Source organism: Sporosarcina saromensis (assembly GCF_033253735.1).
Lineage (GTDB): Bacteria > Bacillota > Bacilli > Bacillales_A > Planococcaceae > Sporosarcina > Sporosarcina saromensis.
Genome location: NZ_JAUBDI010000006.1, coordinates 62198 through 77829, shown reverse-complemented (window position 1 = coordinate 77829; position 15632 = coordinate 62198). Strand labels below are relative to the sequence as shown.

General features: G+C 44.4%; 15 protein-coding genes. All 15 read right to left on the bottom strand.

Going from position 1 to position 15632, the window contains the following annotated elements; genetic code table 11:
- Nucleotides 1-125: 125 nt before the first annotated feature.
- A complete protein-coding gene (locus tag QT711_RS08430) occupies nt 126-1106 on the bottom strand; it encodes an ABC transporter ATP-binding protein (protein ID WP_317943550.1) in 981 nt (326 codons plus the stop codon).
- Between the two features lie 89 nt (nt 1107-1195).
- A complete protein-coding gene (locus tag QT711_RS08425; RefSeq protein ID WP_317943401.1) occupies nt 1196-2134 on the bottom strand; it encodes an ABC transporter permease in 939 nt (312 codons plus the stop codon).
- Nucleotides 2134-3069, bottom strand: a complete 936-nt coding sequence (locus tag QT711_RS08420; RefSeq protein WP_317943400.1) for an ABC transporter permease — start codon at nt 3067-3069, stop codon at nt 2134-2136. The genes QT711_RS08425 and QT711_RS08420 overlap by 1 nt, the downstream gene beginning before the upstream one ends.
- Nucleotides 3070-3081: 12 nt before the next feature.
- Complete coding sequence (locus tag QT711_RS08415; RefSeq protein ID WP_317943399.1) at nt 3082-3906, bottom strand: M55 family metallopeptidase; 825 nt, start codon at nt 3904-3906, stop codon at nt 3082-3084.
- A gap of 162 nt (nt 3907-4068) precedes the next feature.
- Complete coding sequence (gene opp4A / locus QT711_RS08410; protein ID WP_317943397.1) at nt 4069-5904, bottom strand: oligopeptide ABC transporter substrate-binding protein; 1836 nt, start codon at nt 5902-5904, stop codon at nt 4069-4071.
- A gap of 21 nt (nt 5905-5925) precedes the next feature.
- Nucleotides 5926-6840, bottom strand: coding sequence for an ABC transporter permease (locus tag QT711_RS08405; RefSeq protein WP_317943396.1), 915 nt, complete (start codon nt 6838-6840; stop codon nt 5926-5928).
- Nucleotides 6841-6870: 30 nt separating this feature from the next.
- A complete protein-coding gene (gene opp4B / locus QT711_RS08400) occupies nt 6871-7839 on the bottom strand; it encodes an oligopeptide ABC transporter permease (RefSeq protein WP_317943395.1) in 969 nt (322 codons plus the stop codon).
- 15 nt (nt 7840-7854) lie between these two features.
- Nucleotides 7855-8781, bottom strand: coding sequence for an ABC transporter ATP-binding protein (locus QT711_RS08395; RefSeq protein WP_317943394.1), 927 nt, complete (start codon nt 8779-8781; stop codon nt 7855-7857).
- Complete coding sequence (locus tag QT711_RS08390; protein ID WP_317943393.1) at nt 8759-9787, bottom strand: ABC transporter ATP-binding protein; 1029 nt, start codon at nt 9785-9787, stop codon at nt 8759-8761. The genes QT711_RS08395 and QT711_RS08390 overlap by 23 nt, the downstream gene beginning before the upstream one ends.
- A 305-nt stretch (nt 9788-10092) precedes the next feature.
- Complete coding sequence (locus tag QT711_RS08385; protein ID WP_317943391.1) at nt 10093-11067, bottom strand: DUF4003 family protein; 975 nt, start codon at nt 11065-11067, stop codon at nt 10093-10095.
- Between the two features lie 82 nt (nt 11068-11149).
- Nucleotides 11150-11935, bottom strand: a complete 786-nt coding sequence (gene trpA / locus QT711_RS08380) for a tryptophan synthase subunit alpha (RefSeq protein WP_317943390.1) — start codon at nt 11933-11935, stop codon at nt 11150-11152.
- Nucleotides 11932-13125, bottom strand: coding sequence for a tryptophan synthase subunit beta (gene trpB / locus QT711_RS08375; protein WP_398295820.1), 1194 nt, complete (start codon nt 13123-13125; stop codon nt 11932-11934). Before trpB ends, trpA begins: the two co-directional genes overlap by 4 nt.
- A gap of 2 nt (nt 13126-13127) precedes the next feature.
- A complete protein-coding gene (locus QT711_RS08370; RefSeq protein ID WP_317943389.1) occupies nt 13128-13739 on the bottom strand; it encodes a phosphoribosylanthranilate isomerase in 612 nt (203 codons plus the stop codon).
- Nucleotides 13736-14527 (bottom strand): indole-3-glycerol phosphate synthase TrpC, encoded by a 792-nt coding sequence (gene trpC / locus QT711_RS08365; RefSeq protein WP_317943546.1) that lies wholly within the window; start codon nt 14525-14527, stop codon nt 13736-13738. Before trpC ends, QT711_RS08370 begins: the two co-directional genes overlap by 4 nt.
- Nucleotides 14527-15561 (bottom strand): anthranilate phosphoribosyltransferase, encoded by a 1035-nt coding sequence (gene trpD / locus QT711_RS08360; protein ID WP_317943388.1) that lies wholly within the window; start codon nt 15559-15561, stop codon nt 14527-14529. Before trpD ends, trpC begins: the two co-directional genes overlap by 1 nt.
- Nucleotides 15562-15632 lie beyond the last annotated feature (71 nt).

Sequence of the window (15632 nt, the reverse complement as noted above, 5' to 3'; positions counted from 1 at the left end):
TTTGTTTGTCTATGAATAGTTAAGCACGAATGTGCGTGAACCCTAATCAATTCCCTATAGCAAGCCGCTCAAGTCACTACTTCCATCCCAAGTGAATTTCCCTTTTTATCTGTTAGACAGCTTCCTTAGCTGAACACATTTTTCGCCCGTTCATCTTGCAGCCAACAATCGACTTGATGTGTGACAGAGAGCGTAGTCGTTGGTGGATACACCTTATCGCACACTTCCATCGCGAATGGACATCTTGCAGTAAACGGACAACCAACCGGTGGTGCAAACAAATCTGGTGGCGTCCCGTCAATCGGTTGCAATTCCTCTTCTTTTAAATCTAGTCTCGGTACGGAAGCGAGTAATCCTTTTGTATACGGATGTTGTGGAGAATAAAACACTTCTCGCTTTTCCCCAATTTCAATGACCTTTCCTGCATACATGACAGCAATTCGATCGGCGATTTTTGCGACTACCCCAAGATCATGCGTAATGAGAATAATCGATACCCCCGTGCGGCTTTGTATTTCTTCGAACAACTCGAGTATTTGCGCTTGGATTGTTACATCCAATGCAGTTGTCGGCTCATCGGCGATAAGCAACTCCGGTTCACAGATAAGCGCGATGGCGATGACAATTCGCTGTCGCATACCACCTGAAAACTGATGCGGGTATTGCTTCAGCCGTTCTTCAGGATTTGGAATGCCGACAACATCCAACAATTCGATTGCCCGCTTTCGTGCTTCTTCCTTACTTACTTTCTGATGTGTACGTAAGCCCTCCGTTAACTGTTCGCCAATTTGAAGTGTCGGGTTCAATGCAGTCATCGGATCTTGGAAGATCATCGAAATGTCGACTCCTTGCACTTTACGCATGCCCGCTTTGTCCAATTTCGTTATATCGCGGCCTTTAAAGATGACACTACCGTTCTTTATTCTTCCAGCAGGATGAGGGAGTAACCCCATAATTGTGTTCGCTGTTACACTTTTCCCACACCCTGATTCACCGACGATGGCAAGCGTCTCCCCTTTGTATAAATCGAAAGAGACACCGCGTAATGCTTGTACTTCACCGCCGAATGTCTTGAACGACACATATAAATCCTGGACAGACAGCATCGTTTCAGTGAACACTTTCTTTCTCTTCGGTGGCTTTGTCGCCACTGCAGTGGATCCTAGCTTATTTGTTTTTTGTTCAGTCAAATGAATCACCCCCTCAGTTTCGGATCAAGCGCATCTTGCATACCGTCTCCGAGGACGTTAAATGCAAACATTGTCATCGATATGAAAAACGCTGGGAAGAACAATCTCCACCAATGACCGGACAAGATGACCGGCAACGCATCATTCGCCATTACACCCCAGCTGGCAAACGGTGCCGCGATCCCTAGACCGAGGAAGCTCAAAAATGCCTCTGCAAAGATGGCACTCGGAACAGTCAACGTCATTTGGACAATGATCGGCCCCATTGTATTCGGCAATAAATTTTTCCTTATGATTCTTGGCGTTTTCGCACCAAATGATTTGGAGGCCGTTACAAATTCATAGTTTTTAATTTGCAATACTTGCCCCCTAACGATCCTAGCCATCCCTACCCAACCGGTAATTGTGAGAGCGATGATAATCGTCGTCAAACTTGCTCCCATAATGACCATCAACAAAATGACCACTAGCAAATGCGGGAGTCCATATAAAATTTCAATGATTCGCATCATCAACGAATCGGTACGACCGCCTTTATAGCCACTAATGCCCCCGTAAATGATGCCAATAAAAAAATCAATCAACGCTGCGGCTACACCGACAAATAGCGATACGCGTGCGCCGTACCAAGTTCTTGTAAAAACGTCCCACCCTTTCTCGTCGGTTCCAAACCAATGGGTTGCTGATGGTGGCTGATTTTGGTTCGCGTATTGCGTTGTTTCAATATTGTGTGGGGATAAGATCGGTGCAAAAATGGCGAACAAGGTTAATAGAATAAGAAATATTAAACCACCCATCGCCATTTTATTCTTCCGTAATCTTCGCCATGCATCCTTCCAATAGGATAGTGACGGGCGAACAACGGACTCTGCTTGCTCCTTATCCGTTTCCTTCGGTTTGAACCACTCATCTGGCACATGCATAGGTTGCTGATGATTGACCATTATGCCTCCCCCTCTTTCTTATGCAACTTGATGCGAGGGTCGAGAAACCCATACACAATATCGACGAGAAATAGCATGAACACAAGAAAAGCACTATAGAACACTGTCGTCCCCATAATGACCGGATAATCCCGGTTATTAATGCTATCTACAAAGTATTTTCCCATACCCGGAATTGCAAAGATTTTTTCAATAACGAACGTTCCTGTCAAAATTCCCGCTAGCATCGTTCCCATAATCGTTACGACAGGCATTAATGCGTTCCGCAGTGCGTGTCTAATAACAATTCGTGCAGGAGACAACCCTTTTGCTCTCGCCATTTTCATATAATCCTGCGTTAGCACTTCTAGCATGCTGGAGCGGGTGAGACGAGCGATAATAGCTGTTGGCCCCGTGGCAAGTGCCAATGTTGGAAGCACCATATGCAACGGACTGCTCCACGTGGCAGGTGGAAGCAACTCCCATGTGACAGCAAGTTGTTGAATTAATAACGTCGCCAAAACGAAGTTCGGAACAGAAATTCCGACTACCGCAAAGGCCATTGCAATATAATCGATAATGTCATTATGGCGAAGTGCTGCTAATGTGCCTAATGTGACCCCTGACAATACGGCTACTAATATCGTAATTAAACCGAGTTCAGCAGAAATCGGGAACCCCCTTGCAAGCAAACTATTCACCGTTTCATTTGGTTTTTTGATGGATGGTCCAAAGTCAAATGTAGCGACAGACTTTAAGTAATGTCCGTATTGAACGATGACCGGCTCATCCAGCTTATAAAACTTCTCTAAATTTGCTTGAATCGTAGGATTCGATGTACGTTCTTCGTCAAATGGTGAGCCTGGAATCGCGTGCATTAGGAAGAACGTCAACGTTGCAATAATAAATATGGTAGCGACCATCATGGCAAATCGCTTAACGATGTAAATCCCCATTCAACTTCCCCCTTAGCAGAACTTCGTTTGTAAAGCCAGTTCGATCATGACGAGCATCGCACGATAAGCTTCCAAAATATCTTTCGCTTCAAATTTCACAATCGTCGTACCCGGTTCAATTTCACATCCTGGCATAAGTGCAGCCCATTCTGCTTGCCCGTAGTTTGTGAACTCAATGCGCAATGTCGGATTGGCTGGAGGGACAAGTGGTTGGATTGTTGACCGTTTCGCAATTGCTTCTGCTGTCTTCGCTTCTAGTAAGGCGTGCGCCTTTTTAGGATGAAGCGTCTTCACCGCAGATCGCGTAATCGACTCTTTGACGGCCGCAGTAACAACGCCCGGGATTAACGCCTCTGCTTCTTTGCATGCACAATCATCACCTGCAACCAGTATGACAGGTACCCCAAAATGACCTGCTACATACGCATTGAATCCGAGTTCCCCTATTTCTACATCATTTATGTACATCGTGCGAACGCCAAAAATCATAGAGTGACTCATAACACCTGGTTGACCAGCTCTGGCATGGTATCCAGCAAAAATAGCCCCGTCAAATGATGCTTCCATCGCCTCTACCATCGAAAGCGCTTTCATTCCACCAGTTATTAACTCAGCATCCGGATGCAATTCCTCTACTAGTAAATTGTTCATCTTCGAATGACTGTCATTAACAAGTACACTCTTGGCGCCCTCACCGATCGCCGCACGCACAATTGCATTTGCTTCCTCCGTCATAATCCGCCTTGCCCGCTCGTAATTATGTTGACTTGAATCAACGAACGTATAATCTGGCAGTCCCGTAATGCCTTCCATATCAACAGATACGTATATTTTCATCTTCATTCCCCCATGTTGAATTCCCTTTGTAGCGTTAGGTGTATGACTAATTGATAAGTTCAATTCTATCAAATTTTTGAGAATATTTCAATATGATAGTAGAAAAATAAAACCGCCATCCTGTTTTCCGGATGACGGTTTTGTAATACGAGTATCTAAGAATTACTTAGATACGCCCCATTTCCATGGACGTGCGTTTTCAGCACCTGGTTGGATTGAGTAGTTAACAACGCGGTCGCTAACACCCATTAAGTAGTAACGGTATAGAGTTGGAGCAACCGGTACTTCTTCAACCATCAATTCTTGCCATTGCTTGTAAATATCTTTACGGAAATCAGCATCGAATGCATCTAATGATGTACCCGCTTTTAGAAGCTCATCGTTCTTTTCGCTTGTGTAACGCGTGTAGTTGAATGCTGCTGTTCTACCATATAGGCCAGATGGATCTGGGTCAGAACCAGTTCCCCAAGCACCTTGGTAAATGTCGATTTTCGGATCGTCAGCTTCTACCATATCGTAGAAAGAGTTGAACTCATGTAGACGCCCGTCAAGAAGTTGAACTTTAATACCTACATCGCCCCATTGTTGAATGTAGTACTGTGCAAGTGGTTCAGCAATTTCTCCACCTGACATAGAAGCGAAGTTAAGAACAAATGGTTCACCTTTATCGTTTTCACGGAAACCATCGCCATCTACATCCACATATCCAGCTTCGTCAAGAAGAGCGATTGCTTTTTCTTTATCGTAGCTTGGCGCTTCAATACTTGAATCATGGAAACTAGAGAATACTGGGATAATTAGCGTTGTCGCTGGGAAACGAAGACCGTGGTACAATTCTTTCGCTACTGTTTCGTTATCCATTGCATACCACATTGCTTGACGAACAAGTTTGTTAGCCAACTTAGCATTAGGATCTGTTACACTTTCCTTCTTTTCATCGTCCCACTTACCAAGTTTGAATCCAATGTACGTGTAAGCAGTGTCAATATCTGCAAGAAGTTCGATATTGCCGATTTCTTTTGCTTTTTCGTATTGATCAACTGGAATTGAAGCTAAATCCACATCGCCTTTTTTCAACGCTTCAAGAATTGCTGCAGAGTTTACTACTTTTAGTACCAATTGTTTAAGAGCTGGTTTACCTCTCCAGTAGTCGTCGAAACGCTCATAAAGAACAGATTCACCTGGAACAATTTTAGCTACTTTGTAAGGACCGAAACCGATTGGGTTAACACGGATTTTATCTGAAGTAACGATTTCTTCCATTGTCACTTCACCAGTTGTTACGTCACCAATGTGATGTCTTGGTGTTGGAGCTGCCCAAATACCGGACATAACAGAAGGAGTTGCTTCTGTATACGTGATGGAGATTTCTTTATCATCTTCGGATACTTTAATACCGGAAATTTCTGTTGTTTCACCGTTATGGTATGCAGGCATACCTTCAACGTTTTCAATCATGAATGTATAACGAGTTCCTGTGTATTCAGGGTGACCAAGTAGTTGGTAAGAGTAAAGAAGGTCACTTGCTTTTACAGGCTCGCCATCGTGCCATTTCACACCGTCTTTAATTTTCAATGTAATTGTTTTGTTATCTTCTGAAAGTTCATATTCAGCTGCACCGTCGTTAGTGATTAAATAGTCACCATCTGTCGCTAGAAGACTTTCGTCAAAATAGCTAATGATTTCAGCGTCAAATGTTCCTTTATAGAACACACGGCTAAGCGTTCCTTCGAATGGAGTGTCAGTTACCATAGCAACTGTCATTTCTCCATCTTCCATTGCTTCGGCTTTGTTAGAAACCTCTAATGGGAAATCTAGACCTGCGTTTGGATTTTCTTCTGCTGGCTCGTCATCGCCGCCATCTGTTTCTTCTGTGTCTGGTTTTGCTGGCTCTTTTTCTCCAGCACCGTCTTTCTCGTCTTTACCCGTACATGCAGCTAAAAATACGCTGAGCACTAGTAAGAGACTTGCAAGTAGCAAAAACTGCTTCTTTGCCATTTGTATTACCTCCCCTTTTTTTTAGGCTAATCTTTGCCTTGCATCAGACGCACGTTTCACCGCTTGCCCGATGTAATTTATACACAGCATCATTACTAAAATCAGCAATGCTGCAGGTAACCATACCCACCACTTATTTTGCACAACATCTGGAGTTCTCGCGTACGCAATAAGCGTTCCTAGCGAAGATGTACCAGTAGGTAAACCGAAACCTAAGAACGTAAGGCCCGTCTCCAACCCGATATTGTTTGCAAGCGTAAGTGTCATATTGACAATGACGAGTGAACTTAAGTTTGGAAACATTTCAAAAAACATAATTTTCCAACTCGGTGTTCCCAACGTCTTGGAAGCATTGATGTAGTCAAGCTCCCTTTCAGATAATGCCCTGGAACGGATTAACCTTGCTTTTCCAAACCAAGCGAATGCACCCATAATGAGGATGAATGAAAATACCGTATAATTCGGTACAATTACTACGAAAACAATAATGAACATTAATGATGGTAGAACCATTAAAAACTCCAAAATTCGCATCAATATATTATCGATCTTACCACCGTAATAGCCTGCGACTAGTCCATATGTCAGACCAAAAACTCCAGAAATTAATGTTACAAAAATCGCGATTGTAAATGAGTTACGTGTACCTAACAACAATTGCCCGAATACATCCCGTCCTCCATCATCCGTACCAAGCCAATGTTCTGCGGAAGGCGGTTTCCATGTAGCTAGGAAATTCACTCGCTTCAATTGCAACTGGTCAATGAATAAGGGTGATATATAAGCAGTTAGTACAATAATTGTTAATATTATTAATGAACCTAATGCCATTTTGTCATTTTTTATTTCACGCCAAATCGTCTTCAGCAATGAAGGATTATTTAGCTTCTCTCTCGCTATGAGTTGTTTTTCGTCTAAGACGACTGTATCTTTCATATCCATTCCCCTCCTCTTCCTTCTTTTCCATTATTCAATACGAATTCGCGGATCGACAATGCTTAAAATAATATCCGATAGCATCGTTCCGATAATAACAGCAGCTCCCGAAATCATTACAAGTGCTGTTACAACGGTGAAATCACGCGTCGAAATTGACTGAATGAAAAGATATCCAAGTCCAGGGTAACTATAGATCGTTTCAATAAAGACCGATCCAGATATTAAACCAGTAATTTCAAAACCTAAAAATGCTGCGATCGGTAAAAGTGAGTTACGTAAAATATGTCGTGTATACACCTTGCCTTCAGGCACACCTTTTGCACGGGCTGTTTTCACGTAATCTTTCAATTTTTGATCGATAATGTCATTTCTCAAATATTGAATTGTGCTATAAGTTAATAAGATTGAACCGGATAATACTGGTAGCACTAGATGCTTCGCTTTACTGACATAATAATCCCACGTACCCGCCTCTAATCGTACGTCAACACTATTTCCGTACGGAAGCCAATCCAAAACGAAACTGAAAAAGAACATCATTAGCAATGCAAAGACGAACAGTGGCGTTGCAAACGCAAAATAGTTATACGTAACAATTGCTTTATCCGCCCAAGAATCTGTCCAACGACCTGCCACTATGCCAAGCGGAATGGCAATTAAATAAGTAACAATTAATGTGAAGGTAGCAAGCAGCAACGTATTTTCCACTTTCCCTGCGAGCAAATGCGTCACTTTTTGCGAGTGAACGTATGACATACCGAAATCACCCGTCACCGCATTACCAAGCCATCTTCCATATTGTTCGTACCAAGGATCATTTAGCCCCGCTTTTTCACGTAGTTTTTCTAAATGTTCTTGCGAAACATCCGGATTTCCTTGGAATGATCCTGTAAGCGCATCACCCGGCATCATTTTCGCCAGCATGAAGATGATAATACTGAGAAGGATGAGTTGCGGGATCATGAGCAATGTTCTACGTAATATAAACTTTAACATTTCACTTCATCCCCCTTACTGCATGGCGACCGAATGTGAATCTGAAATCTTCTTCAAATCGAACATCCGTCCATCATTATCAAAGTAACTGCTATATTCAGTTTGGTATTCTTGGTTGATTGCTTGACGCAAGTGCATCTTTTCAAAACGTTTTTCAGGATTCATCTCCGGAATCGCTGCAATGAGTCGTTTCGTATACACATGTTGAGGGTTGTTGTAAATATCAGATGCGGTCCCTTCTTCAACGAAACGTCCGCGATACATAATACCGATTCGGTCACACATATGTTGGATAATTCCTAAGTCATGCGAGATGAATAAGTACGTCAAGTTAAATTCATCTTGAATTTCTTGCATGAAATTCAATACTTGAGCTTGTACAGAAACATCCAATGCTGAAACGGGCTCATCCGCAATGATTAATTTTGGATTTAACGCCAAAGCACGTGCAATTCCGATACGCTGACGTTGTCCGCCCGAAAACTGATGCGGGTATTTGTAAATGGACTCAGGTGCCAATCCGACTCGTGCCACTAGTTCTTGTACGCGTAGCAACTCTTCTTTTGGCGATAACCGTTCAAAATTTCGTAACGGTTCTGCAATCGTACTCAAGATATTCTTCCGACCATTCAAAGACGAATACGGATCTTGGAAGATCATTTGAATATCCTTCGTATATTTACGGCGTTCCGAACGTCCCATCTGGGCCAAATCTTTCCCTTCGAAAAGCATTTCACCAGCTGTCACTTCGTTCAAGCCGATAATCGCTCTACCTGAAGTGGTTTTTCCACAGCCCGACTCTCCTACTAGGCCATACGTTTCACCTGGTTGTAATTCAAAACTAATACCATCGACTGCTTTTACGTGATCGACGACACGACGGAAAAAACCGCCTCTAATCGGGTAATGAATTTTTAAATCATTCACTTTCAGTAGCGACATATTCTCTCTCTCCTACTCTGTCCTCCGGAAAGTAGAACGTTTTGTAACATGAGCATCTCACAAAATGATTCGGCTTCGCTTCATGCATTTCCGGTCTTTCTTCATGTGCATCTTCAGGAATCCAGGCAATCCTTGGCGCAAAACGGCAACCTGTACGGTCAAGGTTTTGAATGGATGGAACGATTCCGTCGATGACATGCAATTTCTCTTTCGACTCCAAATTGGAAGGAATTGAGTTTAATAGCGATCGCGTATACGGATGTAATGGATTTGAGAACAATTCCTTTACGTCAGCGATTTCGACAACTTCCCCTGCATACATGACGACAACACGGTCCGCCATCTCAGCAACGACGCCTAAGTCATGGGTAATGAGGATGATGCCTGTTTTCATTTGGTTCTGGAGCTCTTTCATCAAGTCCATAATTTGAGCTTGAATTGTAACGTCCAAGGCAGTCGTCGGCTCATCCGCGAGAAGTAATACAGGGTCACAAGCAAGTGCGATGGCGATGACGACACGTTGTCTCATCCCTCCTGATAATTCATGCGGATATTGCTCATAGACGCGTTGTTCGTTTTTAATACCCACTCGACGAAGAAGTTCAAGTGTGCGCTTTTTCTTATCTGCAGCAGATAGTTTCATATGGTAATCCATAGGTTCTTCTATCTGTCTACCAATTGTTGCAAGCGGATTCAAAGCGGTCATCGGGTCTTGGAAAATCATCCCGACGTCTTTACCTCTCACCTTATCCATAGCAGAACGGGAGAGCGACAGGAGATTGCGGCCTCCAAAATTAACTTCGCCTTCTAGCTTTGTATTTTTAAGGTTATGTAACCCCATTATTGAAAGTGCCAGTGCACTCTTTCCACAACCCGATTCCCCTACAATTGCAACAACTTCATTTTCGTGAACTGTTATGGAAACATCGTCAACCGCCGCATAGTAATCACCTTTGATGCTAAATGATGTACGGAGATTTTTTATTTCCAATACCGGGTTTTTCAATGAACTTCCTCCTTACAATTAAACACAGTTGCGAATAACCAATTTTCAGATTTAATCAACAGTTATTGAACCTAATATACTACAACAGAATCGTGCTGACAATACTGTTTTTTTAGAATATCAAAATCTTATTTTATTTCCAATGTATCAAACTCGTTATAATCGTTGATATGTAAGCGTTTTCTAATAGGTTTATTGGAACAAAACTTTTTCACTAATTTACCTTTTTCCCAATTAAAAACAGGAAGAAAAGCCGTTAGCCAAACTAACGACCTACCTCCTGTTCAATGACAGTGCTTCTTCAATTATCCGTTGGACGAACTTGCAGCAGAAGATGCCGCAACAGCAGCCACTGTCGTCGCCATAACGGCCTGTTGTGCTTGCAAGATCATTTCGATCGAAGCTGCTAGACTAATGCTCATTTGTTGGGGATCTTCGGTCAATTGATGGGTCACATGACCGATTGCTACCGATAGCGCCATTTCCCGGTTCCATTTGAAACGCTTCGACTGCTCCAATTGTTTCGCCAGCATAACAATTTCTTGTAGTTTTTCATCTTGTACTTCAAACACTGTCAGAAACCCGATCATCGGATAATGAACCGGTTTTGCTTTTAACTGTTTACGAAGCGTTTCAAATAAGGTGCTTGCTCTGTCCACGCGAAGCGGATCGAACTGGATATCCATATACGTCATCACTTGCGATAACCATTGCAGTTCATTCCCCGCTTTAAAGCCTTTCTCACGAAGTGCATCATAATAGTCCCGCATCGCCTGTGCATGTAATTCGGGACTTTCCTTTTTCTTGCCGAGCAGCATTGCATACGCATAATCATCATCGGACGTGAGAAAGAAGTGCTGTTTTTTCATCGCGTCATATAATTGCTTTGCCCGTTCGGCTTCTTCCGCAAATGTCGACGGCTCATTGTCCATCAGTAGGGCGGCTAAGTAAGAATGGATTGTATTACGGAAGCCTGCTTGCTTCAACACACGTTGTTTTTCCATCAACCGGTCGGCCTCTTCTTCTATGGACGGACCCGATTGAGCTAAAAATGCCGCCATCATCGGCAAGAGATTCCCACGCAATGGCGAAAACCAACCCGCTCTCGACTTTAACGCTTCAAGTGCACAGCTGAAATTGATTGCATTGAATTCTCTACCCACAGTCACGTAATAAGACGTAATTGTTAACACCACATTCTTATCAACACTCCATCCCGCCAAGGATTTCACTTTGTCATAGGTCGTTTCCACTTCATGCCGAATCATCTCCATGTTCATGCCGCACAACTCCTTTGCTATATGTACGTGGCAAAGGCATCTAAAGTTTCAATTCGGACTATTACGTTTATGTTACAAACAGTCAAGACAGCGAACGAATTGAAGTACTGGATTGTACAAGCTCTTTTATGAATTGCTCGTCGCCTCTATGAAACGCCTCTACGATCGCACTTCCGACGATGACGCCATCGGTACAAGCACCGAATGCTTCAATTTGGCGAGCAGTTGAAATGCCAAATCCGGCAAGTACCGGCACAGGACTTGACGCTTTCAATTGTTGTAAATGTTGAACTAACGTTTCATCGTACGCATTGCGGATACCCGTAATGCCGTTTACGGTCACTGCATACACAAACCCTTCTGCCTGTGAAACGATGTTCGCGATCCGATCCGCAGAACTCGTGAGGGAAACAAGGGGAATCAATGCAATATCCGTTTCGTTCAACTCATTCACAAACGGAACGTTCTCTTCCAACGGTAAATCCGGAATAATTAATCCTTTAATGCCAACCTCGCTACATCGAGCGATAAATTCTCGGATTCCATATGCCAAAATTGGATTCAAATACGTCATGATGACAAGAGGAACGTGCACATCGTGAGACCGGGTTTCTAATGTATCCAACACCTTCCGCAACGTGACCCCATTTGCAAGCGCACGCTCTCCTGCCTGCTGAATCGTCTCGCCATCAGCAACCGGATCTGAAAACGGAATGCCGATTTCAATCGCCGTCACACCCGCTTCTTGTAGGAAGAGTAGGCGATCATTCAACACATTCAATCCACCATCACCCGCCATCATATAGGGCACGAACGCTTTATTGCCTTGTTGCACAGTTGTGCGAATCCGCTTTTCTAACGTCTTCATTTTGCTACACCCCCTAATGCTTCACGCACTGTTTGCATATCTTTATCGCCTCTGCCCGACAAACAAATGACGACAATTTCATCGTTAGACATTCCTTCGGCTAGACCAATCGCAAACTGTACCGCATGTGCACTTTCTAGCGCAGGAATAATCCCTTCAGTTTTCGCCAATGTTTGTAAGCCTTCCAAAGCTTCTACGTCCGTTACAGCTGAATACGTTACGCGTCCTCTGTCATGCAAATGACAATGCTCCGGTCCAACCGCAGGATAGTCGAGCCCCGCTGAAATCGAATGCGCCTCCTGGATAAACCCATCGTCGTCTTGAAGCACGTACATATACGCCCCATGCAGTACGCCTTCCTTTCCATCTGCAATGGCAGCCGCATGCATACCACTCGTAATACCGCTTCCTGCAGCTTCCACTCCGTACAGCGCAACTTCCTCATCGTCAATAAACGGATGGAACATGCCAATTGCATTACTGCCGCCTCCGATGCATGCGACAACAGCATCTGGCAACCTCCCTTCCTTCTCGACAATTTGCTTTCGTGTCTCAACGCCGATCACTCGTTGGAAGTCACGGACAATTTCAGGAAACGGATGTGGACCAAGCGCAGACCCTAATATATAATGCGTATCCTCAACATGTGCTACCCAATAGCGAAGCGCTTCATTGACCGCATCCTTCAACGTTCCTGCTCCTTTGTCGACCGATACGACCTTCGCCCCGAGCAACTCCATTCGAAAGACATTTAACGCTTGTCGCCGAATATCTTCCTTTCCCATGAACACGACACAATCCAAGCCAAAGAGCGCACACGCAGTCGCAGTTGCCACCCCGTGCTGACCTGCCCCCGTTTCTGCAACGATTTTCTTTTTACCCATGCGGATTGCTAGCAATGCTTGCCCAAGCGAATTGTTGATTTTGTGAGCACCCGTATGGTTCAAATCCTCACGCTTCAAGAAAATTTTTGCACCTCCGACCAATTTTGTCAGACGTTCCGCAAAATACAATGGGTTTTCGCGTCCAACGAAATCGCGTAAATAACCGTCTAACTCCTTTTGGAACCGTGGATCTTTCTTCGCATCCTCATACGCTTCCTCCAGTTCGAGCAAAGCCGTCATCAACGTCTCCGGTACATACTGCCCGCCAAACTTTCCATATCTGCCTTTCCTCATCTCCATTACCATCCTCAACTCTCCTCCTCTTTCACTACACGAATAAACTCGCGTATCAAAGATGCATCTTTTCGTCCGTCCTTCTCCACTCCACTTGACACATCCACCATGAAAGGTCGCACTTGCCGAATTGCATCCCGGACATTGCCCGCATGTAAACCGCCCGCCACAATCATACGTTCCTTCGGCAACTCACCTTTCAACAAGCTCCAGTCAAACACCTTACCGCTACCGCCTTTGAACTCTATACCCGGCGCATCCACCAACACAAAATCCGTTTTAGCTTCCCTCACATCCATCACATCATCAGCACCACGCACTGCTACTACTTTAATAGAAGGAAGTCCTACACGTTGGATAAATTCGGCAGATTCTTCCCCGTGATATTGCACAATATCCAAAGGAACCTCTCGATACGCAAACACCAACTCTTCCACGGTCGCATTCACAAAAACACCGATTTTCAACACATGCTCAGGGACCGATCTTGCCAGTTCTTTTGCTTGCGCAATCGCGACACGGCGTCTGCTTGGTGCAAACACGAATCCGACCGCATCCACACCCGCTTCAACCGCCGCTTCAACATGCTCAGTTTCCATCAATCCGCAAATTTTCACTTTCGTCATGACAGCACACCTACTTTCGGTACTTGCAACGACTGGATGGATGCATGAACAGACGCACTGCGCATTAACGATTCACCCACTAGAACTGCACATGCACCTGCTGTTGCCACGCGTCTCGCATCTTCCTCGTTAAAGATGCCACTCTCACTAATGAACACCCGATCTTCATCGAACGGAAACTGTTTTGCCACTTCTTCCGTCCTTGCTAAATCTACTTCAAATGTCCGCAAATCACGGTTATTAACGCCAATAATTTTTGCGTCTATCGCAAGCGCTCGTTGCAACTCCTGCACATCATGTACTTCGACTAACACGTCGAGTCCTCCTTCTGTCGCATAACGGTGGAGACGTTGTAACGTCACATCGTCAAGTGCAGCGACAATGAGCAAAACGACTGATGCGCCTGCTTGAATTGCTCGGTCGATTTGTACTTCATGAATGATAAAATCTTTGCAAAGCAGTGGTAGTCTAACCGTTTCAGCAACTGCAGCCAGGTCGTTCATAGAACCTTTAAAGAACGTTGAATCGGTGAGTACTGAAATACAAGCAGCGCCTGCCTTTTCATACAAATTCGCTTGTGCTACTGGATTCGCCCCTTCCGCTATGAGACCTTTCGACGGGGAAGCGCGTTTAATTTCTGCAATGACTTGAAGTTTTTTTGCGTCTTTTAATGCGTTAAAGAGGGAGGGTCTCTTCAAAATTGTTTCACGGGAAACATCCTGTTCATTCATCAACAATTGCTTTACCTCAAGCCGCTTCACGCTCAATATTTCGTCTAATATCGTCATCACACGGACACCTCCCGTCCGATTTGTTCGCTATATGCAACGACTGCTTCCAGTTTCCGTCGTGCATGACCACTGACAATGCTATCTGTCGCTACGTCCACCCCTTCACGGATTGTGTCTGTTAACCCATTTGCAAAAAGACCTAAACCTGCGTTCAATACGACTGTGTCAAATCGCGGCCCGCGTTCCCCATTTAATATGGAGCGGATCATCGCTGCATTTTCATCAGCGGTTCCTCCGCGAATCGCAGAAGGATGTGCGTATTTCAACCCAACCTCCTCTGCGGTTAAAGAAAAAGGAATTAAATCGCCTTTATCCAACAGGACAAACGAATTTTGCCCGGCAAGTGAAGCTTCATCCATCCCACCTGCACCTGACATGACAATTGCTCGTTCCCTGCCAAGCATGCGCAGTACAGACGCATAGTCCATTATGAAGTCTGGTCGGTTAATGCCTGTGAATTGTGTCGGTAGCGAAACCGGATTTGTCAGCGGGCCGACGAGATTAAAAATCGTTGGCTTGCCAATTCGTCTTCGAATTTCACCGATCCGTTTCATCTTCGGGTGGACAACCGGGGCAAATAAAAACGTAATTCCTTCCGCTTCAAGCAAGTCCGCCATCTCTGTTGTGTTAAAACGCGCGTGAATGCCTAACGCATCGAGCACATCATGACTGCCCGCCGCACTGGAAATCTTACGGTTGCCATGCTTCGCGACTTTTACGCCAGCACCCGCTAGAACGAACGCTGCTGTTGTACTAATGTTAAATGAGTTCGAACCGTCGCCTCCCGTTCCACAATTGTCCAAATACCGCGCTTGCGGCACGTCAACTGGCAATGCATGAGACGTCATGACCGTCGCAAGTGCCGCCACTTCCGATGCCGTTTCTCCTTTGTTCGCTAATCCTACAAGAAAGCGGGTCATATCCTCATCAGTTGCTTCTCCACTAAATAGTTGTTGCGCCGCTTCTATCATCTCGCCGTATAGTAAGTTTCGACCTTCATTTACTATTTCTATATACTTTTTCACACTCATCTCTCCTCTGCTTTTCTAAACTGGACTCATCATTTCTTTAAGACTTTTCTTTATTCATTTTCATGCAGATT